Consider the following 25,346-nt stretch of genomic DNA (forward strand, 5'->3'; position numbering starts at 1 on the left):
TTAAGCGAATTCATCACCAAAGGTATCTTTTACCTTATTTAAAACCTGTTTAATATCTTGCTCTTTAGTTTTAGGATAAATTAAAAGCACTTCATCTTTATCAACTATAATATAATCATTTAATCCATCTACAACTACAACCTTACCGGCTTTGGACCTTATCATGTTACCACTAGCGTCTTGCGTTAATACTTTCGCATTTACAATAGCATTTTTGTTATCATCTTTGTCCAACTTATCATATAATGAACCCCAAGTACCTAAATCGTTCCAATCAAAAGTAGCCTCTTTAACGTAGATAGCTTTTGAGTTCTCCAAAATTGCATAATCAATAGAAATATTTTCAGCCTTTGGATAATTCTCAGAGATAAATTTCTTTTCATCGTCTGTATTATAGCATACTAAACCATCTCTGAATAACGCATATTGTTTAGGTTGAAAATTTTGAAATGCATTGACAATAGTTTTTGCACTCCACATAAAAATTCCTGCATTCCACAAGAAATTACCTTGAGCAAGAAAATCTTTGGCAGTTTCATAATCAGGTTTTTCTCTAAACTGATTTACTTTTTTAATTGAGGCTGTATCTGCTTTATTAGACTCTATATAACCAAACCCTGTATTAGGAAAAGAAGGCTTAATACCTAATGTACATAAAACATCTTCTGTTTCACATTTTTTAAAACACGCCGTAACATCTTTTGCAAAGGCATCCTCATCTTCAATCCAATGATCACTTGGTGCCACAATCATAACCGCATCTTCATTCATCTTCTGAATTTTCATAGCAGCATATAAAATACAAGGTGCTGTATTTCTCATTGCAGGCTCAAGAACTACCTGTTCTTGCTTCACCATTGGCAATTGCTCTAACACTAAATCATTATAACGTTCATTGGTAAGAATTAAAATATTCTCGGTAGGTACAAATTTATTTAACCTTTGAAACGTTTTCTGAATAAGGGTATCACCTGTACCCAACATATCATGAAATTGTTTTGGATTTTCACTTGTACTTATTGGCCAGAATCTTGACCCTACTCCTCCTGCCATTAAAACGGCATAATAATTTTTATTCATGTCAGCTTTTTATTAATTCTACTTCAGCATTTGGTTGAAATAAAAACATCCTTCCTGTAGATATTTCTATACACTCATAACGCTTGGTTCGTTTATTTCCTTTTTTAAATAATTTCCCATTATAGATGCGAAAAACACACCCTATTGGTAATTCGTAAACGTAAGTTTTTTCCGATTGTTGTTCATCGAATTGTTTTAAAGCAATAGATAACTGAGCATCAGTACTACTACTTGCTTTAGGATTTTTAAAATGTCTAGCTAATAATGGCAATAGTTGAGAAGGGAATATCTCTGGTCTAATAAACGGAAGCATTAAATATTGAAATGTTTTTTTCCATTCTAAGCCATGCGGCTTAATATTGCGTCCATACTTCTCAAATGCTATTAAATGAGCTATTTCATGTATTAAAGTAATTAAGAACCTGTATTTATTTAAAGAAGCGTTTACCGTAATTTGATGATTACCATCTTTTCTTCTTCTATAATCTCCATGCCTAGTTACCCTTTCATTAACAATTTTTAAATGCACCTGACTATCCTTAATTAGTTCAAAACAAGGACTAACCGCTAATTCTGGAAGATATTTGGCTAATGTTTGCTGCATTATTATGGTGTACTACTACTAACCTGCAAAATTTTACCGTTATACATTTTCTGCCCTTTTAAGGCAAAATCCATTACATACTCTGCCATTTCTTTTGCACTTACCGGAGCTTCATAACCCGGAAATGCTTCTTCTAACATTTCTGTTTGTACGGCACCTAAAGCCAAAGCGTTAAATGACGGACCCGTTTCTTTAAATTCTTCTGCAAGTAATTCTGTTAACGTCAACACTGCTCCTTTACTTGAACTGTAGGCTGAAAGTCCTGGAAACTTAGCACTACCCTGTATACCACCCATAGAACTTATAGTTAATACATGCCCAGTTTTATTCATGAACGGAATTACCAGTCTTGTCATAGCAGCTACACCAAATACATTTACATCATATACCGCCTTAAATTCCTCTTCCGTTAGTTCTAGAAATGGCTTATTAATCAGTTTACCCGCGTTATTTATAAGTGCTAAAACTTTAGCATTTTTATCTTTTAAAAACTTAGAAAGACCATCTCTACTTTCTTTAGCTGAAACATCAAATGAAAATGTTTCAATATTTTTATGATTAAGATTCTTGATCGGCTCTTCATTCCTAGATAGGGCTAAAACCATATACCCGGCGTCAGCTAATAATTTGCTTAGCTCAAACCCTATTCCCCTACTAGTACCAGTTACAATGATGTACTCCATTAGTTATACTTTACTTCTTTTACCGGTGCATTAACAATACCTTCTAGCATTGGCACAGATTCATTTACAATTTTAGCCATAAATTCATAATCCATCAATGATGCTTCATCTCCTACTTTATGGTACTCTCCAAAGTTGGTGAAATCAAAAGAACTAAAGGTTTGTGACGGCACATTAAATTCATCATGGAATGGCGCATTATCAGAACGTCTAAATAAATTAAATTCCTTTGCCTTTGGAAGAAATCCTACCAATTTTTTGTCAGCATAGCCATTACTGATTTCAGCTAGATTAGATAATTCATAACCAGTTAAATACAAACTATGATCTTTGTCTTGCATTGGCACACCAACCATTTCAAAATTTAGCATCGTATACAAATCAATATTTTGATCTTTTAATTTTTTAGCCAAATACTTAGAGCCTACCAATCCTTTTTCTTCTGCTGTAAAAAGGGCGAAGATTATACTTCTTTTATTGTTTTTTTGTCTACCAAAGTATTTAGCAAATTCTAAAACCGCAGTAGTACCTGATGCATTGTCATTAGCTCCATTTGCTATAGTATCATCTCCGTTTCCACTAATTAAACCGATATGGTCATAATGTGCACCAATAACAACAAACTCATTTTTTAATTCTACATCTGTACCAGGCAAATACCCTACTACATTATAAGCCACCCCATCACTATAATTTTCTAATGTATCCTTATATGATTCAAAATAAGGTAGAATATTATTGTTCTTAAATACATTTTGAATAAAATCTGCAGCTCTTGCAATTCCGTCACTACCAGTATCCCTTCCCTCCAATTCATCTGAAGTCAAGAAAGTCATGGTTTTTTCTATATCAATTGATGATGCCTTGGCAGATACTTTTGACTTTACACTTTCTAATGGTACATCTTTGGATGTAGGTAGAACCGAACCTTTTACACCTTTTGGATTTGTGGGGTTCAATACCGTAGACTGATCAACTTTTGTGCTACCACAACTTAAAAGTAAAAAACTAAAAAAAGCTACATATATATGTTTCATTATCTCATTTCATTTGAAAATATAAAGATAAAAAAAAGCATCCCGATGAAAGGATGCTTTTCTAATTCTATTTTAAAATCAGTGTTCTATGCTAACATAGTAACAGGATTTTCAACAAAATATCTTAATGTCTGAAGGAATTGTGCTCCTACAGCACCATCTACTGTTCTATGATCACAAGCTAGCGTCAATTTCATAGTATTACCTACTACAATTTCACCATTTTTAACAACTGGTTTCTCAACAATTGCACCAACCGAAAGTATAGCAGAATTTGGCTGATTGATAATACTTGTAAACTCAAGAATACCGAACATACCTAAATTAGAAACGGTAAATGTACTACCCTGCATTTCTGACGGAGCAATTTTCTTGTTTCTAGCTTTACCAGCTAAATCTTTTACAGCACTACCTATTTGTGTTAAGCCCAATAAGTCAGCATGTTTTACAACTGGTACAACTAAACCTTCATCTACCGCTACAGCAACACCCATATGAATATGCTTATGGAATATGGTAGTATCGGCACTCCAAGTTGTATTTACCTGTGGATGCTTTTTAAGTGCCATTGCACAAGCTTTCAACACCATATCATTAAATGATACTTTGGTGTCAGGCAAACTATTTATTTGCGCACGTGAAGCTTTTGCGTTATCCATATCTACCTCAATGGTAAGATAGAAATGTGGTGCGTTAAATTTAGAATTACCCAATGCTTTGGCAATAGCCTTGCGCATATTAGAATTCTTAACCTCTTCCGTACCTTCTTCACCAGATGGCAAAGCCATAGAGACCGGTTGAGAAGCTATAGCATTATCTGCTTTTACAGTTGTTGAAGCAACAGGAGCCGCAGCCGCACTTGGCGTATAATTTTCTATATCTTTTTTAGTGATTCTACCATTATCTCCAGAACCGGAAACATTAGCCAAATCTATACCTTTATCCGCTGCTATTTTTTTAGCCAATGGAGATGCAAAAATGCGTTCACCATTACTAACAGATTTAGAAACTTCTTTTTTCTCAGATTCTTCTGCAGGTTTTTTCTCTTCTTTTTTAGCTTCAGTCGTAGAACTCTTTTTGCTTCCACCAGACTTATTGCTCAAAACAGCATCTACATCCGTTCCTTCAGGACCAATGACAGCCAAAACTGCATCTACCGGAGAAGATTCGCCTTCTTGTATACCTATGTATAATAATTTACCATTGTAAAAAGACTCAAATTCCATTGTAGCCTTATCTGTTTCTATCTCAGCAAGAATATCTCCTTCCTCAACATCATCACCAACTTTCTTTAACCAACTAGCCACGGTACCTTCTTCCATGGTATCACTTAAACGAGGCATCTTTACGATTTCAACTCCCTCAGGAATTTCACCAGAACCTTGCTCTTCACTATCATTAGAAGAATCTTCGACAACAGTTTCTTCAGCAGACTCCTCTGCCGATGCCGATGCACCACCGCCACTAATTAATGCAGAAATATCTTCACCCTCGTCACCAATAATTGCTAAAAGAACATCAACAGGCGCAGTATCTCCTTCTTGAACACCAATGTGTAACAAAGTACCTTCATTGAAAGATTCGAATTCCATCGTCGCTTTATCAGTTTCGATTTCTGCCAATATATCTCCTTCTTCTATTTTATCGCCAACGCTTTTTAACCATTTAGCTACGGTACCTTCTTCCATGGTATCACTTAAGCGGGGCATGTTTACTACTATAGCCATCTAATTATAATTTATGTTGAACAAATGGAAAATCCTCTTGTTCGTAAACCATATCATATAGTTGGTTTACCGGTGGATAATCTGATTCTTCTGCAAACTTTTCACATTCCTTAACCATGACTTTGACATTCTTGTCAATATCCTTGATTTCATCTTCAGTTGCATAATTATTTTCTTTGATTATATCCAAAACCTGAGTAATTGGATCAATCTTCTTGTATTCTTCAACCTCATCTTTGGTTCTGTAATGCTGGGCATCTGACATTGAATGACCTCTATATCTATAAGTCTTCATTTCAAGAAAAGTTGGTCCGCCACCACTACGTGCTCTTTCTATAGCTTTACTCATTTCTTGCGCTACAGTTACAGGATTCATACCATCTACTGGTCCACAAGGCATCTCATAACCTAAACCTAGCTTCCAAATTTCTGTAGAAAAAGATGTTCTTTCTACCGAAGTTCCCATAGCATAACCGTTATTTTCACAAATAAAGACAACAGGCAATTGCCATAACATAGCTAAGTTAAAAGTCTCATGCAAAGACCCTTGTCTTACAGCACCATCACCCATGTAACACAAGGTAACGTTATCTCTACCCGCATACTTATCACCAAAAGCCATACCAGCACCTAGAGGAATTTGCCCCCCAACAATACCGTGACCTCCATGAAAGCGATGTTCCTTAGAAAAGATATGCATGGACCCACCCATACCTTTAGAAGTACCTGTCACCTTACCATAAAGTTCCGCCATAACCATCTTAGGGTCAACACCCATACCAATTGGTTGAACGTGGTTTCTATAGGCAGTAATCATACGATCTTTGGTTAAATCCATTGCATGAAGAGCACCAGCCAAAACAGCTTCTTGCCCATTATACAAATGTAAAAACCCTCTTACCTTTTGCTGAATATATACAGCAGCCAATTTATCCTCAAACTTTCTCCAAAATAGCATGTCTGCATACCACTTCAAATACGTTTCCTTGGTGATTTTTTTCATCAATTTTAACTAAAGGTTTAATATTTTTATAAGACAACCGAGATAATATGACCTAGGTATCCAAGAAAAGCAAAAATACACATATAAATGAATCGATAAAAATAATAGTAGCAAATCCATCCAGAAATTATATGCTTAACAAATAAAGTACATAAAGTGTTTATTTACACTACTTTTTGCAGGTTTTCCTAATTTAAAAAACTACTATTAAAGCCAAGTGGCAATAAATCTGCCAAAGAATTACATTCTATTATACTACCTGTCTCTCCCATTAATAGAATCTTAATAGGTTCTTGCTGTCTAAATTCATACTCAGAAATTGCCTGTCTACAATTACCACATGGTGCCGCAGGTTCATTTACTTCATGATTTATGGATGCTGCAGTTATTGCAATCGCCTTAATTTTCATACCCGGATATTTTGCACCTGCATAAAAAACCGCCACCCGTTCTGCACACAACCCAGAAGGATATGATGCATTTTCCTGATTGTTACCTTCTATAATTTCGCCATTCTCTAATAAAACAGATGCTCCGACATTAAAACTGGAATACGGAGCATAAGCTCTATTTCTAGCTTTTACAGCTGCCGACATTAAATTCTGATTATCATTATTTAGTTCACTAAACGAATCATACACTGTAATATCAAAGCTTATTTTCTTTTGGCTAATCATATTATTATTTTGTTTTCAATCTACAAATATATATCTGATGCTAATAATAATTGAACTTAAAAAAAGTAGGAGCATAAAAAAACCTGCATTAAGCAGGTTTTTTTATCTATAATTATCAATTTTGTTTAATCATTATAATACTCTTCTCCTAAATTAAAGGTAAGAGAAAAACGTAATGTATTTTCTAATGGATTTCTTACTTGAGATGTTGAGAATAAATATGATAAATCTACCTGTGCCGCTTTAAACTTAAAACCTGCACCAAGTGTAAAAAACTTTCTAGACCCTTTCTCCTCACTTTCATTAAAATAACCTGTTCTAAGCATAAAGGCATCTTGATACGTATACTCTGCCCCTAAAGCCCAAGTAAACTCTTTTAGCTCTTCACTAAAACCATCTGGAGCATCAGTAAAAGAATTAAATATGCCACTGAATCCACTTTCATTCTGATAAATATCATTATCAGCTGAAGTTATCTCACCATCACCATCATAATCTTGAGGTGTTGGCACCAACAATTTTGTAAATTCTGTAGTTATACCGATTACATTGTCTTGATCTAGAATGAAATCAAAACCACCACCGACACTTAACTTACTAGGTAAAAAGTTTTCTTGTCCGCCAGCATCATATTGTATTTTACCCCCAATATTTGAAAGGTTAAAACCACCCCTCCATCTACCATCAAAATTATTATATGCTATTTCACGTGACCTATAATAACCGGCTATATCTACAGCAAATGAATTCGCAGCTTGAGAATCTACGTTTGTATCAGGGAATTTTAAATTGGAACTAATAAATCTTCCTCCAACAGCCATAGAAAAAGTCGGGCTTAACTTTAAAGAGTACGAACCATCCAAAGCCAACTCATTGGGTTTAACTGTAGTTCCTTGATCATCAATAGACTGCCTAAGCTCAATCTCACCTAATGTAAAATATCTTAAACTAACGGCAAATGCACTCTGGTCATTCAGCTTATTATAAAAACTAGCGTTCAACAATGAAATATCAGTGATTATACTCTCTAAATATGGAGTATAACTTACACCAATACCCATTTGTTGCTCTGCAAAAGCAAATTTAGCAGGGTTCCATTGTTGAGAAAAAGCATCTGTTGACGTTGCAACACCTATATCGCCCATACCCGCAGACCTTGCATCTGCCGCAATCGTTAAAAATGGTACTGCCGTGGTAATAACACGCTGATCATCTTGCGCAAAAACCTTACCTATAATTAATACAAAGAAAACTATTGAAATTTTTCGCATCAGAATTAATTCATTTAGTAATAAGAATGAAATATACCTTTTAAATATATTTACTATTATTATTTTACATGTAAACGCTGTTTTTCCCGTTATCTTGCATTGACCATAAGATTTTTGTAAGAATTTGCCACTACTGTATTCTTCCAACGTTTTAGCAAGTAGTATTATCCTAAAAATAATACTTATTTATCCTTTCTAAAAGAATTATCCAAAACCATACTAATTAGTTGTTTTAAGCGTTTACCTATTAAAGCGAGCCCAAATTTACCGGCAGTTCGCCATGAGATTTTTAAAATTATTTTCAATTATAAAATAATCTCATGAAAACACCGTTCTATTGAGCGAAAGTGACAAACAAATTAAAAGAAATTACAGTATCATATTCTATAGCTACCAAACTACTATAGTATATGAAAATTGAACTCAAGTCCTAATTATGAAAAAACATTTAATAAAAGTTGTACTCTCATGCACGGTATTAGTAGGAGGTTTTACAGTAAGTAGCTGTTCTAAATCCTCATCTGGAAAAAATACGTCTAGAGCTACAGGTTGGAAGATAAATGCCAAGGAAGGTGGTTTTCAATACAATACCGACTTTAAAGAGCAAGAAACCGCTCCTGGATTGGTATTTGTTGAAGGTGGTACATTTACTAAAGGTAAAGTACAAGATGATGTAATGCATGATTGGAACAATACGCCGACAGCACAACATGTACAATCCTTTTATATGGATGAAACTGAGGTTACCAATGTAATGTATTTGGAATACTTAGATTATCTAAAAAGTGTTTACCCTCCAGAAAACCCTAAGTATACTAACATTTATGTAGGTGCTTTACCAGATACCTTGGTTTGGAGAAACAGATTAGGCTTTAACGAAACCATGACAAATAACTACTTGAGACACCCAGCGTACGCAGAGTACCCTGTAGTTGGTGTAAACTGGATTCAAGCTACACAATTTGCAGAATGGAGAACTGACCGTGTAAACGAAGTAATGTTAGAAAGAGAAGGCTACTTATCTGAAGATGCTAAATATCAAGCAGCTACAGGAGAGGTTCAAGGTACTTTCAGTACCGAGGCTTACTTGAACAGACCAGAATCTGTTTACAACGGACAAATTGATTCTTTACAAGGAAAACAGAAAAAAGATAGTACATCTACTTTCGCAAAAAGAAGTAGTGGTATTATTATGCCAGAATATAGGCTACCTACTGAAACTGAATGGGAATATGCTGCTCAGGCTCAAGTTGGACAAAGAGAATACAACAATTATAGAGGTAGAAAAAAATATCCTTGGGAAGGTGATTACACTCGTAATGGACAACGTGTAGGTAGAGGTGATCAATTAGCCAACTTTAAACAAGGTAAAGGTGATTATGGCGGAATTGCAGGTTGGTCTGACGATGGTGCCGATATTACCGCTCAGGTTATGTCTTACAAGCCAAACGATTTAGGTCTTTACGATATGGCCGGTAACGTTGCTGAATGGGTTGCTGATGTTTACAGACCTATAGTAGATGATGAAGTAAGTGATTTCAACTATTACAGAGGTAATATATACATGAAAAGTGCTATTGGCGAAGATGGTAAAGTGAATATCCTTAGAGATTCTATTGTTTATGATACCTTGCCAAACGGAAAAGTTGTTGCTGTAAACTTACCTGGTGAAATTAAAATGATACCTGTTGATGAAGAAGAAACGTACTTAAGAACAAACTTCTCTTCTAGTGATAACAGAGGATATAGGGATGGTGATGCAGGTTCTTCTAGATTCTATGACAGATTCAACGACGGTGAAGATGAAGATGAGAGCAAGAAAATGTACAACTCTCCTAAGCATTCTGTAGAAAGAGATTCTTTAGGGAATCTAGTTAAAGGTTATGATGCTTCTAACAATAGAACTACATTGATTAATGATGAAGTAAGAGTTTACAAAGGTGGTTCTTGGAGAGATAGAGCTTATTGGTTAGATCCAGCACAAAGAAGATACTTACCACAATATATGGCTACTGATTATATTGGCTTTAGATGTGCAATGTCTAGAGTTGGTTCTAAATCAAAAACAAAAAACAAAACAGTTAGAGGAAAGAAAGCAAAATAATTTTTCTCCTTACGAATTAAAAAAGCTCCTTATTTAAGGGGCTTTTTTTTATCTTCGATTTTATGAATATTCAAGAATTACACTCTGCTTTCCTAGCAAACCCCTCAGTAAGTACAGATACTAGAAAAATTAAAAGAAACGATATTTTCTTTGCATTGAAAGGAGATAATTTCAACGGCAACTCTTATGCCCAAAAAGCTCTTGACAGTGGAGCAAGTTTGGTTATTATAGATGAGGCAGAATTCTTCATTGATCAAAGAACAATTATTGTAGATGATGTTTTAACTACATTACAACAATTGGCCAACTTTCACAGAAAGCAATCTAAAGCTGAAGTGATCAGCCTTACGGGTAGTAATGGAAAAACGACTACCAAAGAATTAATAAATGCCGTACTAAGCACAAGCTATAGGACAATAGCCACGATAGGTAATTTAAACAATCATATTGGTGTACCGTTGACCCTATTAAGAATACAACAAGATACTGAGATTGCCATAGTAGAAATGGGCGCAAATCATTTAAAAGAAATAGAATTTTTGTGTACAATTGCCGAACCAGACTATGGATACATCACTAATTTTGGCAAAGCCCACTTAGAAGGTTTTGGAGGTGTTGAAGGTGTAATAAAAGGCAAAAGCGAATTATATGACTATTTAACTAGTCATAAAAAATCAGTTTTTCTAAATGCCGATGATGCCATACAATTAGATAAACTTTCTACCTACACCAAAAAATATGGCTTTAGCACTAAAAACTCTAAATATTATAATATTTCGTTAGTTGAAGCCCAACCGTTTGTTACAATCGAAGTAGAAGAAACAATTATAAAATCTAACCTAATTGGATCTTATAATTTTACGAACTGTTGCGCCGCTATAATTATTGGAAAATTTTTCAATGTGGAATTGAGCAAAACAAAAAATGCAATAGAAAACTATACACCAGACAACAATAGATCTCAGATAATAAATAAAAACGGACACTATATTATTCTTGATGCCTATAATGCTAACCCTTCTAGTATGAAAGTGGCATTAGAAAACTTTGAATCCTTAAAAAAAGATCAAAAAGTTTTAATTCTCGGAGATATGTTTGAACTTGGAGATTCTGCTAAGGAGGAACATCAAAACATCGCAGATTTAGCCTTAGAACTAAATTTTGAAAGAGTAATATTAGTTGGTGAAAATTTTAATAGAACAATTACTAAATCTACAAAGCTGAAAAACTTTAATGATTTAAAAAATCACCTAAATGAGAGCAAACTAAAACCAAAATCAAGTTTATTGATAAAAGGCTCTAGAGGTATGGCCCTAGAGCGTTTGCTAGATTTGATTTAAGACTATTTTACTACCTTAACAACACTTCCGCAGGTCAACATTTTATCTCCAAAATATGGGTTTTTAATAGCCTTTTCTAAACTAAGCCAATCCGCACCTGTATTACCATCAGCCATAGGGCAATGTTGAATATATATTGGACTTTCAAAACCAGTTATCTGTGAAGAAATAAATATAAAATCTTTAGACAATTTCTTAAATTCTAATCTAATTTTCTCTAAGCTTTTTTGATTTGCAATGACCGTCAACGAAGCATTGACAGATTTTAAATGCGCATCAAGAACATCATCTACCGCTTCTTCATCAGCAACATTCAGAGCTTCTTTTAATTCTAGAGCAAGCTCTATAGATTTCTCTTTATTAGAATTGATTAGCTCATCTTTTAATTTAAAATATAATTTCAATGCATCTTCTAGTTTATCATTTTGTTGCTTAGACAACTTGACCAAATGATTTGAATGTACATCCTTATTTGTAGTATCTTCAACATTAGAGTACATCATTGAATTTTTACCTTGTAATTGTGCAGCCGCATCAATAACAAATGCACCATTGGTTACAATTTCATCTCCTGCCTTTAAACCATCTAGAACTATATAACTGTCGCCAACAACCTCTCCCAATTGAACTCGCAACAATTCAAACACCGGTTTGATTGCGCTTATTTTTTTATAAACCACAGAACGTTCGCCAGTCCACAGAACAGCACTTTTAGGCACCATTAACAACTCCTCATCATTACTATCAACATTTACTTTGCCTTCTAGAAACATTCCTGGTCTCCATTTTCCTTCTTTATTTGAAATATCGGCCCTTACCGACACAACTCTTCTTCCCCTATCTAAAATTGGCTCGATAAAAGAAACTTTCGCAACTATTGTTTCCCCTTTAAAAGCCTCAGAACTAATCTCTATTTCCTGTCCTATTTTAAGTAATGGCATTTGATTTTCGTATGCTTGAAAAACACCCCAAACGGTAGACAATTTAGAAACTTTAAATAACGGATCCCCTTGCTTAAAATAATTACCTTCTGAAGCTAATATTTCAACAACGGTTCCTGAAACATCAGCTATTAAAGGAAAATTCTTAATAGGCTTACCTGTTTTCAATAATTCATCTATCTGCTCATCAGTTAATTTCCAAAGACCTAAAGTATTTCTTGCTGCTGCATATAGTTTCTCATGAGTATCTTTATAAGATGCAGATGTCAACAATTTATCTTGAGCCAAATAAAGATCAGGACTATAAATAGTTCCTATTACTTGTCCTTTTCTAACATACTCCCCAATATAATTCACCTCTAACTTATCTAAACGACCATCAAATAAGGTTGTCTGAGTAGCATTGGTTTTATCATTAGAGGTAATCTCACCAGATAATGATATCTGTCCGTTTTTACTATCCAAACCAATTATACTCGTTTGTACATTTGCAAGTGCAACGGCACGTTCACTCATCTCAAAACGATTATCAGAATCAGAAATATAATCTTCTGACATCTCTACAAGGTCCATTCCACAAATTGGACAAGTACCTTTTTTGGAACTTATCACGCTTGGGTGCATAGAACATGTATAAGAAACTTGATCTAAGTGCTCAACTATATTAGAAGTTTTATCACTTTTTGATTCGCCAAAAAACAAATATCCCAACAGCATACCTAAAAGCAATACTGCTAAATAGACAACGTATTTTGTATACTTACCCAAGCTTCTCATTACTTTATTTCTTTATTTAATTTTAGTTCTTGCCAAAAACTGTAAAGCACCGGAACTATCAATAAGGTCACCAAAGCCACCAACATACCGCCAAAACCAGGTATTGCCATTGGTATTAATATATCTTTACCGTGACCCTTGGCAGTTAACACAGGTAAAAGCGCCAACAAAGTTGTTGCAGTGGTCATAAGACATGGTCTTATTCTTTTTTTACCCGCTTCTAAAACAGTATTTCTTATTTCTTCTACAGATTTTGGTTCCATACCTTCAAAACTTTGTTTTAAATAGGTAGCAATAACCACACCATCATCTGTTGCTATACCAAAAAGCGCAATAAAGCCTACCCAGACTGCAACACTCATGTTCACAATCTTAACATTAAACACACTTCTTAAATTATTACCAAAAAAACTAAAATTTAAAAACCAATCTTGTCCATAAAGCCATAACATTATGAAACCGCCCGCAAAAGCTACTGCTACACCCGAAAAGATCATAAACGAAACAGTTAGAGACCTAAACTGAAGATAAAGTATAAATAAAATAGCTAATAATACTAACGGTACAATTACCGACAACGTTTTTTCTGCATGAAGATTATTCTCATAAGTACCTGCAAATCTATACCTAACTCCGTCTGGAACAATTAAATCTCCATCATTAATTTTACTTTCAATTATTTTCTTTGCTTTTTCTACCACAGAAACATCAGCCAAACCATCTACTTTATCAAACAAAACATATCCGGTTAAAAAACCATCTTCACTTTTTATTATTTGAGGACCTTTTTCAAATTTTATCTGTGCCAATTCTAAGAAGGGTATTGAACTACCGTCAGGCAGCGACACAATAATATTTTGTAAATCTTTGGCATCCGATCTTAACTCACGTGGATAACGTATAGTGACATCAAACCTCTCTCTACCTTCAATAGTTTGAGTTAATATTTTACCCCCTATTGCCGATTCTAAAATTTCTTGTAATTCATTTATGGTGATGCCATATCTAGCCGCTTTATCTCTATCAAAAACTACGTTTAAATAAGGCTTTGCAACTATCCTATCTGAAAACACAGAAGCTTTATCTATCTCATTTATCTTTTTCAATTCCTTCTCTAGTGAATAACCAAAACTTTGAATAGATTTTAAATCAGGTCCAAAGACCTTAATCCCCATAGAAGACCGCATACCTGTTTGAAGCATTACCAATCTAGTTTCGATTGGTTGTAATTTAGGAGATGATGTTACACCGGGAATCTTTGTTGCATTAACTATTTCATTCCAAATATCATCTGCACTATGTATGTGTGGCCTCCAATTTCTATAATATTCACCGTCTGAATCTAAAACTAAATCATCTTGAGAAACACCTGCACCTGCAGTAATAAATTTACCACTACCAGTCTCAAATTCATTATCATCATTAGTTTTAAAAGAAAGCGGTTTACCACTTTCATCTAACATATATTCTGTCTTATAAATTATCACATTTTCGAACATGGACATAGGAGCCGGATCTAAAGCAGAATTTACTCGCCCAGCCTTACCTACAACAGTTTCGACTTCAGGTATCGATGTAACCGCCATATCTAATTGTTGTAATAATTTTTTATTTTCAGAAATACCCGAATGGGCAGTCGATGTTGGCATTAACAAAAAAGACCCTTCATTTAGCTTTGGCATAAACTCCTTACCCAAGTTTACGTAAACAATGGACCCTAATATCAACAGAAAAACTGGTATACTTAAAAACACCAATCTGTTGGCCATTGCCCAAATCAATATTTTTTCATAAAATGTATAAAAAATGAAGAGTATGCCTAAAACAGAAAAGGTTATTATCAGTACAAATAAGAAATCAGATATATAACTATTATCAAACCCCAAAGGATTCCAGTAATAGGTCAGTACCAACAAAATGGAGATTACTATATAAAACGTTCTAATTTTATTGAAATATTCTTTTCCAAGCAAGCTGAACTCATTCAAAAGATTTATAATCATCAGCCCTAACAGAACCAGTCCTATCCAAAATCCTGAGAAAATTATCAACAACCCTAATAAACCAATTACATAAGAGCCAAAACCCTTTAATTTAAATTTACTTGAATTTTTACTGTATAACTTAGCAATTAAAGGAGGTATCACAAATAAAGACAGTAGCATTGCAGCAAGTAGTGCAGCAGTTTTTGTAAAAGCCAAGGGCGTAAAAAGTCTACCTTCTTCGCCTGTTAGAACAAAAACAGGAATAAAACTTAAAATTGTCGTTAACCCAGCCGTCACTATAGCTCCCGAAACTTCATTAGCTCCCTCTACTACCAATTCATCAATTGATTTTTCAATACCAAATTGCTCTAATTTTCGTATAATATTTTCAGATAAAATGATACTTAGATCAACCATTGTCCCAATAGCAATGGCAATACCTGACAAGGCTACAATGTTAGCTTCAATTTCAAATATTTTCATAGCAATAAATACCATGAGAACTGCCACAGGTAATAAAGCAGATATAACAACCGAAATTTTAAGGTTACGCAACAATACCAACACTACTAAAATTGCTGTCAATATCTCTAAATACAATGCAGAACTTAAAGTATTTAAAGTATTATCAATAAGTTCTGTTCTATCGTAAAAAGGAACTACAGTTAATTTTGAAATTGTACCATCTTGTAATTTTTTAGAAGGCATGCCCTCCTCTAATTCCTTGATTTTTTGCTTAACAGAGGCTATTACTTTTTTAGGATTTGAGCCATATCTACTGACCACCACTCCGCCAACTACCTCAGCACCCTCTTTATCTAAAATACCTCTACGTTCTTTTGGTCCTAGAGTAACTTTAGCAATATCTTTAATTTTAATGGGAACAAAATCATTAGAAACAACAACCGTACTTTCTATATCACCAATCTTCTTTACAAGCCCTAAACCACGGATAAGATATTCTGCATTGTTTATTTCAATTGTATTTGCCCCAACATTCTTATTCGTTTCTTTAACGGCCTTAACCACATCTTTCAATGCAATTTCATATTGACGCATTAGTTGAGGATTCACCTCTATTTGATACTCTTGAATATGACCTCCAATTGAGGCAACTTCTGACACATCTTCAGCGGATGCCAATGTGTTCTTAATATAGAAATCCTGAATTTTTCTTAACTCATGCAAGTCCCACCCTCCAGTAACTTTTCCGTTTGTATCCCTACCCTCAAGTGTATACCAAAAAAGTTGACCCAAAGCATTGGCATCTGGTCCTAATTTTGGACTTACCCCATCTGGTAACAAATCAATAGGCAAACTATTTAGCTTCTCTAAAATTCTACTACGGCTCCAATAAAACTCAATATCATCTTCGAAAATTAAATAAATAGTTGAAAAACCGAACATTGAGGAACTACGAACAGATTTAACCCCAGGAAGACCTAAAAGATTAGAAGTAAGAGGGTAGGTAATTTGATCTTCAATATCTTGCGGAGATTGTCCCTGCCATTCTGTATAGACAATTTGCTGATTATCCCCTAGATTAGGTATTGCATCTACAGATACTGGATTAGCACCAATTAAAACACTATCAACATTGAATGGAGCACTGATTAAACCCCACAACAAAAGAACTAACAACACTATAAAAGCTATTAGTTTATTCTTAACAAGATATTTAATTAATCCGTTTAACATAGACACTATTAACCTACTCGTTTATTACAAACTTTAAGTCTCTAACAATAAACGCCGGAAACAAGTATAGATTGTAGAAAGAAGGCAACTAATTATCTAATAATTAAACAATAAACACCCTTCTGAAATTTAAACATACTTGATAAAAAACTTGTGGGATATACTGGATTCGAACCGGTGACCTCTGCCCTGTCAAGGCAGCGCTCTAAACCAACTGAGCTAATATCCCCTTTTTTAGATTTTATAAGGGGACAAAGATACTATTAATCTTATTTTAAAAAGATTTGATAAATTGAAAAGTGACACCTGAACTATCTGAAGTTTAAAAATAATCTAACAGGGCTACTATTCCATTATAGGAAATTACACAAGAAAAGAAAAGAGCTGCGAACAAACCTAAATTTAACCATATGCCTGCTTTGTACTTGGTCATCAATTTTTTGTTATTAATGAGAAGAATAATTCCCAATATCACCAATGGTAAAACAAATACATTAAATACTTGTGACAGTATTTGCATTTGAATAGGATTAGCCCCATATACTGGAACGATCAATGCAAACAATGATGCTATTGCCGTTATTATTCTAAACTGTTTTGAATTTGTATCTAATTCTCCAGATTGATAATCCGCCAATAATATGGGTGCAATTAACAAACAAGGAAATATAGACGACAAACCGGCACTTAAAGTACCAAAAAAGAAAAGTGTTAGCGCAAATTTACCTGCTACAGGCTCTAAAGTATTTACCATATCCAACACTTTGGTTACTGGTTGGCCTTGATGAAATAAAGCACCACAGGCTACAGCCATTACCGATGCACTTATAAAGAATACAAGTGTTGCCGCTATAATAGCATCGTTCTTCTGTTGTCTACGATTTTTAATCGTCCATCCTTTTCCTTTTACAAATAGTGGTCTAGATAGAAAAGTAGCTGCCGCCATAGTAGTACCAACGAATGCCGCGACCATCATTTGCCCACCTTCAACCTTTGGTATTGTTGGCACTAACCCCTTAACAACTTCGATTGGCAATGGGTATACCATAAAGAGAGAAATAATGAACGAAAGCCCCATTATAGTAACAAATATTACTAGAATCTTTTCAAAAAAGGTATACTTACCTACCAACAACAATCCATAAAATATAACAATTACAGAAATAGCTATAATTAATACTGCTTCATATTTAGCATCTACCAAACTAGGAAAATATATAAGAAATATCTCGTAAATAATATTTGCAGAAATCCCTAGAATTCCCATTAATGAGTTCCACTGACCAAAAGAGATTCCTAGAATTATTAAAATAGCGATCAACTTTCCCCATTTTAAATGCTTCTTAAATGCATATAAAGCGGTTTCACCGGTAACCAAGGCAAAATTTCCGTATGCATACATTAATAGCCCAGAAAAAACACAGCTTAAAAGTAGCACCCATAATAACTGCATACCATATGTGCTACCTGCCACAATCATTGAAGTAACACTGCCTGTACCAATAGTATAACCAATAGCAAAAATACCAGGACCAAATGCCAATACTAAAGCCAGTATTTTCTTCCAAATTGATTGATTGGCTGAATTATCTATTTTGTTCATTCTTTAGGTGGGTTATTAATGAAAAGAAAAATAAGGTAATAGTCTTTAATCCGGAATTACAATCAATAAGAATGTAATTATTTAGGTTACTCTAAATGTTATAACAATACTGGTATAAGTTTTTAAAATGCACTTTCATTTTTGCTTTTGCCAATTGAGGATCTTGGTTTTTTATCGCATCAAAAATATCTTGGTGTTCTTGTATTCCTCTTAGCGCCATATTTTTATCACAAACATGATACTTTTCAAAATTGGTTAGTATTTCTGGAGTTATTATTAACATAAAAGTGTTCATTGTACTATTGCCACTTGCCCGTGCTATTGCCAAATGAAATAATAAATCTTCCTGTACTGCATCCTCACCATTTTCAACCTTTTCACGGTAAGCATCCAAAGCACTTTTCATTAATTTTAAATCGTCATCTGTTCTTCTTCTAGCAGCTAATCTTACAGTTTTAAGTTCCAATAAAATTCTCGTTTCTACTAAAGATTTGAAATCAGGTTCATCTAATCTTAAAATATCATTTACCATTCCGTTCATGGCTACCTGACCAATATCTGCTACAAAAGTTCCACTTTGTGGCTTAGATATTAAAATACCATAAAATTCCAATTTTTGAATAGCCTCCCTAACACTACTTCTACTTACGCCAAATTTATCCGAGAGCATTCTTTCTGACGGCAATTTATCACCAGGCTCAAGATTTTTATTATTCATTAAATCTCTAAGCTGTACTATTATCTCATTGTGTATTTCTTGATTTTCAGTCCTTGTGAGGATTTCTAATTTCATATATAACTTGTTTTAAGGAAAATCGTTATGGAAATTAACTTGTCAAAAATTGTAATTCTCAATCTATTATTATCAGAAATTATAATCCCAACATTTAAACTCTATTAATCAGTGGTTTGTAATAAAATTTACCAGCCTTAAAAAAGGCCGGTAAACTCATTTCAACAAATCTAACTCAAACAACTCTCTTATTTATACTAGGTATATTAATCTCATATCACTAATGCGTGACTTCTAATTCGTAATATTTAACTTTAGCAGACGCACCTACATCTAAGGTTTGTAAATAGTTACCTGCTTTAAAATAATTCTCAAACACACTCCACTTTTGCATATGAATATCTTCATACACCACAGAATCAGTTTCGTTTAAAATAATTTCCAACCTACCGTCTGAAGCTATAATTTCTAGCTCAAATGTATTAGTTCCAATATCTTCTGAAAACGTATGCCCTTCATTATCTTCCCAAGCATCGGTATGTAAAATTTCTTCATCCGTTGCATCAAGATCTTTAAGTTTTTTAGTAAGCACCCTTACTTTATCTTTCTGCCAATAAATTTTTAACATTGGGGGAGCATTATTATCATCTTCCCCTATTAAATCTCGCTGCTCATTAGTAAGCCTTCCATGGATTTGCATTACCAAAGTTCTATGAAAATTACCACTTACATCTGTCGTAATCTCAGGCACAGACAATGTACCCTTCATACGCCCGCCTTCTGTAAAAGTCCAATTTGTACTATTACTACCAGGTACTATTTGCTCCCTCAGTTCTGTTCTTGAATAGGAAGAATTAGTAGTAGACGAACCTGGTGTTGTGTAAAAAACCAATGAACCGTCTGTAGAATCATTATACATATAAGGTATTAATCTTTCGTCAGTAGCATAATCTATGATTTCTGGTGGCTCTACTTCATCTGGACTACCAATGGGCAATGTAACTTTCCAATTACTTAAATCTATATTCGGTAAAAAGAAATCTACACCTTCTACTTGTTCTTCTTCAACGACTACTTCCTCTTCCGGTTCCGGTTCCGGAATTTCTTCCACCTCTTCTTCAAGAACTTCTTCTTCCTTAACAATCTCTTCTTCAACTGCTTCAGCATCATTACTACAGCTTAAAAAGACAAACGCCATTACAACTACAAAACAGTATTTAGTTATTGTAAGGCTATGGTATCTTAAAATATTATTTAAAATCATATAATTTTTATTAATGCTTCACTTCAAGTTCATAAAAACTGACCTTGGCAAACGAACCCTCATCTCTGCTTTGAAAATAATTACCCGCTTTAAAGTAATTCTCAAAAACACCCCATCTTTTCATATTAAAATCGTCATAAACGGCATATTCAGTTTTGTTCAATGAAACCACCATTTTACCATCTGTAACTTTTACTTCAATTTGAAATTTACCGAAGCCAACCTCTTCTTCAAAATTGAAACCTTCATCATCTGTCCAGGCTTCTTCATGTAAGATGCCAAGAGCATTTACATCTGAATATTTTAATTTTTTAGTTTTGACTCTAATTTTACCATTCTGCCAGTATATCTTTAATACCGGCGGTGCATTATTGTCTTTTTGTTTTATTAAATCTCTTTGATCATTAGTTAAACGACCATGAATTTGTAGAATGATTACTTTGTGATATTTACCATTCTTATCTCTAGAAATCTCATCAACTGATAATTTTGCCTTTAAAGTGCCACCTTGCTTAAATGTCCAATTGACATTATCATCTCCAGTAACCATTTGCTCCCTTAGTTCTGACCTAGAATACTTAGTGTTAGCAGTAGTTGCCGTGGTTGGATACGCATAAAACGTTAGGGCTCCTTTAGTAGAATCATTGTACATATAAGGTTTTAGCACCTTATTTGTTGCATAATTCAAAATCTCTGGCGGCGCAACACTAATTGCCCCTCCCTTACCACTACCTTCTGGTATTGTAACTTTCCAGTTATTTAAATCAATTTCCGGAAGCCTTACTTTCTTTTTCTTCTTCTTGGATTTTTTAAGTTTTACATCCGATTCTGAAACGCTACTTTTCTGATTCTGAGAAGTAGCGTTTACAGAAAGAAATAGTACTACTATAAATACCAATATTCCTTTTCGGGTGTTTTGCATCAATTTTAAATTAAGGATTCACTGAACGAACCTTCACGTTATCTATGTATGCATCTTTTGGAGTTACCGCATAAAACATTATAGCAACTTCTCCACTATCATTTGCAGTAAACGGAATCTGTACCAAAGTACCTGCACCATCTGTAGTATCTGAGAATTTACCCTCTGCTACAAAGCCTTCATTAAATCCTAGATTATCTCCAATATTATCAACAGCATCTGCACCATCATCATATTGACCGTTTAAAATTAAGCCCACTACTTTTCTTCCACCTATTGGATCTGTACCACTATCATCTTTGATTGCATACTGATATTCCAAAATATAGTCTGCACCAGGCTCCAAATTAAGCTCTTGGTATGCATATCTAGAACTTGAAGTTCTTAAATCTCCACCAGATTGGCTTGATGACCATTTTGCCCCTCTTGTCTTACTGCCGGTATCAACACCATCATAATCTTGGTTAGAACCATCTGAACTAGAACCAAACGGATTAGTATCACCGTCTGTAAATGTAGTCCACTTCCAAAAGTCTTGACTATCTTCAAAATCACCGTTCAAAATAGTTGCACCGGTCATTCTTGACATATAAATATTGTCTACGGTAATTGTTGCATGATCATTTGCCGTACCAGTACTTCCTACTTCAAAAAGAATAGTTTCAAATTGAGTTACCGGCATTGAAAAATCTGTTGCTAAATCAAAATCAAAACCTGTCCATTCACCATCAATTAAATCTAAATCATCAATTACATGAGAAGTACCATTAGTACTATCTACCAAAGTAATTTTTAACTTATCTATACCCGTAGCAAACTCAGAATACACATCAAAATGAATATCGTTAGAACCAACACCACTATAGAACGCATCTGCCGCAACAACTTCATCACTTAATGCAAATTCACCTATATAGCTATGCAACCTAGAAAACTCCAATAAATTGTTGCCCGAATCTAAAACAATAGCCTTACCACCTGTACCAGCTGAACCAACAGAAGTTGCATCTGTATAAATATTTAAAAGATTATATCTTTTAATCTCTGGCGAAGCTGGAGCACTATCAATAGAAGACACAGTATGCTCTACCGTAATATCTTCAGTTTTAACAAGATCCGCCTGCCCTGTAGCTTTAGTTGTTACAGTTATGGTGTAGTCTGCAGATGCCTCAACATTAGAATAATCATAAGTAGCTGATTCTCCTTGCAATGCTGTTAATGGAGTACTACCATCACCAAAATCAATAACATAAGAATCTACACCAACCGTTAGCGGTTTAACCGTTACAATGGTACCATCTCCACTTGCTGATACATCAAAACTTGAAAATACACTTCCAATAGAACCACCAGAAGAATCGACTGGCTCAATTGGCTCATAACCATCTTCATCACAAGACATGATAAGACCAGTTATCAAAAGGGCACTAATTCCTTTTTTTATTAAACTCATAATATTATATTTTTTTATTTTTTGTTAGATGCTTCTTAAACATTTCTGATAATTCAAATTTCTGTTTAAGAAAATACATGATGTCTTGAAGGATAATTTAAAAATGAAACTACAGTTGACGGCAATAACATTTTTAAATCATCTTTTCAAGAGTATTCATTAATTCAGTCTATCAATACTAATTTTAGAGAATCTACACTCTGTTCCTGCATATTCAATATTAAACCTCATGTTCTCTGTTTCATCACCTGTTGTAAAAGAAAATGATGTTTGAACATATGCCGAAGCTTGATCTGTTAATGGAATTTCTTGATTAAGAAAATCATCTCCAGTATCTGCATCTTCAATTAAAAGCGTACCAGCAGAACTACCGGTTGTCTTACTTACATACCAAAATGTAATTTCATATGTTGCACCAGAAACCACACGAATACTTTGATCAAGAAAGTTAGAACTACTACTTAATTTAGCAGCGCCGTTATCTTCTGGTGGAGTTGGTGAAGAGCTTGCAGAATATGAGCTTGTTGTACCTCTATCTACACCTGCCCAAGGTGTTCTTGGACTACATAAGAAATCTGGACACTGAAATGCCGCTACTAACTCATCTACTACCACAACATCTAAAGTAACGGTCGATGTTACACCATTACCATCACTAGAAATTAAAGTAACAGGAAATGTACCTTCTCCAGAAAACTGAAATGTAGGATCACGATCCGTAGAAGTTTCTCCTCCACCAAAATCCCATAAATAGGAAGATGCCTCGGTTGATAAATCTGTAAAATTAATTATTGTAAAGTCTGTTTGATCTGCTGTATAATCAAAATTAGCTTCTGGAAATATCGTATCTGCCTTAGAATTGGAATCTGGCAAATCATCTCTAAAAGTATCTGAACCAACACAACCAACAAAAGAACTTGTAACTACTACACTAAAGAGTAACAAAGTTGTTTTTCGGAAAATATTTTGTATAATTTTCATAGTTTAAATGTTTTTAAATTTTAATACCCTGGGTTTTGTGTTAAAAGTCCACCGCTTATATTTATTTCTCTTGCCGGAATAGGTAATAATAATTTTCTAGCATCAAATACGTATCCCATTTCTGCTGAATGAGCACTTAATACAGCCTCAGCTACACCGAACCTAAGTAAATCGAACCAGCGTTGATTCTCAAAAGCCAATTCTACCCTTCTTTCTACCAAAAGATCTTCTTTAGTTATCGTAGAAACAGTAGCAGGCAAACCAGCTCTATCTCTAACTGCTTGAAAAGAAGCCAATGCCGCTGCATTTGTAGTCGATGCAGAGCCTGCCATTATAGCTTCAACATGCATTAAAAGAACATCAGCATAACGTAAAGCAATATAATCGTTACCTGCATCACGGGCACTAGGACCGTATGAAGGTGGTGTAGTAGTAATATCTGAACCTTCCGGTAAAAACTTAATTACTTCGTTCGATGTACCAAAAGTTATATATGATTCAGCTGTTCTATCGCCACCATACGCGGCAAAATCCAACACTAAATTTTCATTTACAATATTTTGACCATCTTCCGAACCTGCACGAGTTGAAGAAGTAAATTCAGATGAAAAACTCTGACTCTCTGCACTGTTACCAGTTTCGTACTGTATAGCAAAAATAATTTCATTGTTCAATTCACTATAAAAAACATCGTGAAAATCACTTTCCAAACTAAATGCGCCACTATTAACTATTGATTCACATAATTGCTGTGCAGCAGCATAATTAGGAGATGCCAATGATAAATATACTTTGGCTAAGATACCTTGTGCCGCAGCTTTAGATGCTCTTGATTTAGATGAATTATCTAAAACACTTGCCGCCTCTTGTAAATCTGCTATAATCTGCTCATAAACTTGAGCTTCTGGAATTCTAGTAAACAAAGCTTCATTATCCGTAGGACCTACTACCGATGTTACCAATGGCACATCACCGAACATTCTCACTAACTTAAAGTATGCATAAGCTCTTAGAAATTTTGCCTCTGCACTATATCTAGCTTGATTGCTTTCGTCTGCTACATCAACAAAATCCAAGATATTGTTAGCTCTAAAAATCACTTCATACATAGAAGCGTAATAATCTTCAGATTCTACATTATTTGCATTTACAACATATCTGTGAAAATCAGCTTTAGAACCTTCAAGTGTTGCATTTCTTGTATTATCTGTTCTATGCTCCGTTAACAGGTGCTCAAATTGCACACCTCTATTGAAATCACCAATATTAGATTGTGTATTACTATTTACGCCTTGTAAGGCATCATATATGCCATATACTCCAGAAAGTACATCTGCATCAGATTGAAAAAATCCGTCTACAGCAACTGCCGTATCTGGCAATGGGTTCAAAAACTCCTCAGTATCACAGGAAACAAATACGGATACCGTTACTGCAACTATTAAATATTTTATATGTTTCAT

The 25,346-nt window shown here is 34.3% G+C and carries 19 protein-coding genes and 1 tRNA gene; 2 read left to right on the plus strand and 18 right to left on the minus strand.

Annotation, left to right across the window (positions count from 1 at the left end; genetic code table 11):
- The 8 genes from PXD56_RS17460 to porV form a co-directional block, all read right to left on the minus strand.
- On the minus strand, nucleotides 1-1,080 hold the full coding sequence (locus PXD56_RS17460; protein ID WP_276494614.1) for a mannose-1-phosphate guanylyltransferase: 1,080 nt from the start codon (nucleotides 1,078-1,080) through the stop codon (nucleotides 1-3).
- A 1-nt stretch (nucleotide 1,081) separates the two neighbouring features.
- Complete coding sequence (locus PXD56_RS17465; RefSeq protein WP_276494615.1) at nucleotides 1,082-1,684, minus strand: SprT-like domain-containing protein; 603 nt, start codon at nucleotides 1,682-1,684, stop codon at nucleotides 1,082-1,084.
- A gap of 2 nt (nucleotides 1,685-1,686) precedes the next feature.
- Nucleotides 1,687-2,367, minus strand: coding sequence for an SDR family NAD(P)-dependent oxidoreductase (locus tag PXD56_RS17470; RefSeq protein WP_276494616.1), 681 nt, complete (start codon nucleotides 2,365-2,367; stop codon nucleotides 1,687-1,689).
- Nucleotides 2,367-3,404 carry a M28 family metallopeptidase gene (locus tag PXD56_RS17475; RefSeq protein WP_276494617.1) on the minus strand — a complete coding sequence of 346 codons (1,038 nt, stop codon included), beginning with the start codon at nucleotides 3,402-3,404 and terminating at the stop codon, nucleotides 2,367-2,369. Before PXD56_RS17475 ends, PXD56_RS17470 begins: the two co-directional genes overlap by 1 nt.
- Before the next feature lie 86 nt (nucleotides 3,405-3,490).
- On the minus strand, nucleotides 3,491-5,131 hold the full coding sequence (locus PXD56_RS17480) for a pyruvate dehydrogenase complex dihydrolipoamide acetyltransferase (RefSeq protein WP_276494618.1): 1,641 nt from the start codon (nucleotides 5,129-5,131) through the stop codon (nucleotides 3,491-3,493).
- 4 nt (nucleotides 5,132-5,135) lie between these two features.
- The gene (gene pdhA, locus PXD56_RS17485) at nucleotides 5,136-6,134 is read right to left on the minus strand and encodes a pyruvate dehydrogenase (acetyl-transferring) E1 component subunit alpha (protein WP_276494619.1); all 999 of its coding nucleotides are present in this window, start codon (nucleotides 6,132-6,134) and stop codon (nucleotides 5,136-5,138) included.
- Between the two features lie 188 nt (nucleotides 6,135-6,322).
- The gene (gene cdd, locus PXD56_RS17490) at nucleotides 6,323-6,811 is read right to left on the minus strand and encodes a cytidine deaminase (RefSeq protein ID WP_338088471.1); all 489 of its coding nucleotides are present in this window, start codon (nucleotides 6,809-6,811) and stop codon (nucleotides 6,323-6,325) included.
- A 125-nt stretch (nucleotides 6,812-6,936) separates the two neighbouring features.
- The gene (gene porV, locus PXD56_RS17495) at nucleotides 6,937-8,082 is read right to left on the minus strand and encodes a type IX secretion system outer membrane channel protein PorV (protein WP_276494620.1); all 1,146 of its coding nucleotides are present in this window, start codon (nucleotides 8,080-8,082) and stop codon (nucleotides 6,937-6,939) included.
- Between the two features lie 436 nt (nucleotides 8,083-8,518).
- Here porV and gldJ point away from each other — a divergent pair, with 436 nt between their 5' ends.
- Both gldJ and PXD56_RS17505 read left to right on the plus strand, forming a co-directional pair.
- The gene (gene gldJ / locus PXD56_RS17500) at nucleotides 8,519-10,186 is read left to right on the plus strand and encodes a gliding motility lipoprotein GldJ (RefSeq protein WP_276494621.1); all 1,668 of its coding nucleotides are present in this window, start codon (nucleotides 8,519-8,521) and stop codon (nucleotides 10,184-10,186) included.
- A 62-nt stretch (nucleotides 10,187-10,248) separates the two neighbouring features.
- Nucleotides 10,249-11,526 (plus strand): UDP-N-acetylmuramoyl-tripeptide--D-alanyl-D-alanine ligase, encoded by a 1,278-nt coding sequence (locus PXD56_RS17505; protein WP_276494622.1) that lies wholly within the window; start codon nucleotides 10,249-10,251, stop codon nucleotides 11,524-11,526.
- A 2-nt stretch (nucleotides 11,527-11,528) separates the two neighbouring features.
- Here PXD56_RS17505 and PXD56_RS17510 read toward each other — a convergent pair whose 3' ends face one another.
- The 10 genes from PXD56_RS17510 to PXD56_RS17555 form a co-directional block, all read right to left on the minus strand.
- Nucleotides 11,529-13,244, minus strand: a complete 1,716-nt coding sequence (locus PXD56_RS17510; RefSeq protein ID WP_276494623.1) for an efflux RND transporter periplasmic adaptor subunit — start codon at nucleotides 13,242-13,244, stop codon at nucleotides 11,529-11,531.
- Entirely contained in the window at nucleotides 13,244-16,927 is a 3,684-nt protein-coding gene (locus PXD56_RS17515) for an efflux RND transporter permease subunit (RefSeq protein ID WP_276494624.1), read from the minus strand. The genes PXD56_RS17510 and PXD56_RS17515 overlap by 1 nt, the downstream gene beginning before the upstream one ends.
- Nucleotides 16,928-17,081: 154 nt before the next feature.
- A tRNA-Val gene (locus tag PXD56_RS17520) sits at nucleotides 17,082-17,156 on the minus strand.
- 93 nt (nucleotides 17,157-17,249) lie between these two features.
- Nucleotides 17,250-18,530 carry an Nramp family divalent metal transporter gene (locus PXD56_RS17525; RefSeq protein WP_276494625.1) on the minus strand — a complete coding sequence of 427 codons (1,281 nt, stop codon included), beginning with the start codon at nucleotides 18,528-18,530 and terminating at the stop codon, nucleotides 17,250-17,252.
- 91 nt (nucleotides 18,531-18,621) lie between these two features.
- Entirely contained in the window at nucleotides 18,622-19,323 is a 702-nt protein-coding gene (locus PXD56_RS17530) for a FadR/GntR family transcriptional regulator (protein WP_276494626.1), read from the minus strand.
- Nucleotides 19,324-19,543: 220 nt separating this feature from the next.
- Complete coding sequence (locus PXD56_RS17535) at nucleotides 19,544-20,527, minus strand: polysaccharide lyase family 7 protein (protein ID WP_276494627.1); 984 nt, start codon at nucleotides 20,525-20,527, stop codon at nucleotides 19,544-19,546.
- A 10-nt stretch (nucleotides 20,528-20,537) separates the two neighbouring features.
- Nucleotides 20,538-21,449 carry a polysaccharide lyase family 7 protein gene (locus PXD56_RS17540; RefSeq protein ID WP_276494628.1) on the minus strand — a complete coding sequence of 304 codons (912 nt, stop codon included), beginning with the start codon at nucleotides 21,447-21,449 and terminating at the stop codon, nucleotides 20,538-20,540.
- Nucleotides 21,450-21,459: 10 nt separating this feature from the next.
- Nucleotides 21,460-22,902: a hypothetical protein gene (locus PXD56_RS17545; RefSeq protein WP_276494629.1), complete on the minus strand. Its 1,443-nt coding sequence runs from the start codon at nucleotides 22,900-22,902 to the stop codon at nucleotides 21,460-21,462.
- 159 nt (nucleotides 22,903-23,061) lie between these two features.
- Nucleotides 23,062-23,883 carry a PKD domain-containing protein gene (locus PXD56_RS17550; RefSeq protein ID WP_276494630.1) on the minus strand — a complete coding sequence of 274 codons (822 nt, stop codon included), beginning with the start codon at nucleotides 23,881-23,883 and terminating at the stop codon, nucleotides 23,062-23,064.
- A gap of 20 nt (nucleotides 23,884-23,903) precedes the next feature.
- Complete coding sequence (locus PXD56_RS17555; RefSeq protein ID WP_276494631.1) at nucleotides 23,904-25,346, minus strand: RagB/SusD family nutrient uptake outer membrane protein; 1,443 nt, start codon at nucleotides 25,344-25,346, stop codon at nucleotides 23,904-23,906.

The sequence above is a fragment of the Maribacter zhoushanensis genome, assembly GCF_029350975.1.
In the GTDB taxonomy this organism is placed as follows: Bacteria; Bacteroidota; Bacteroidia; order Flavobacteriales; family Flavobacteriaceae; genus Maribacter; species Maribacter zhoushanensis.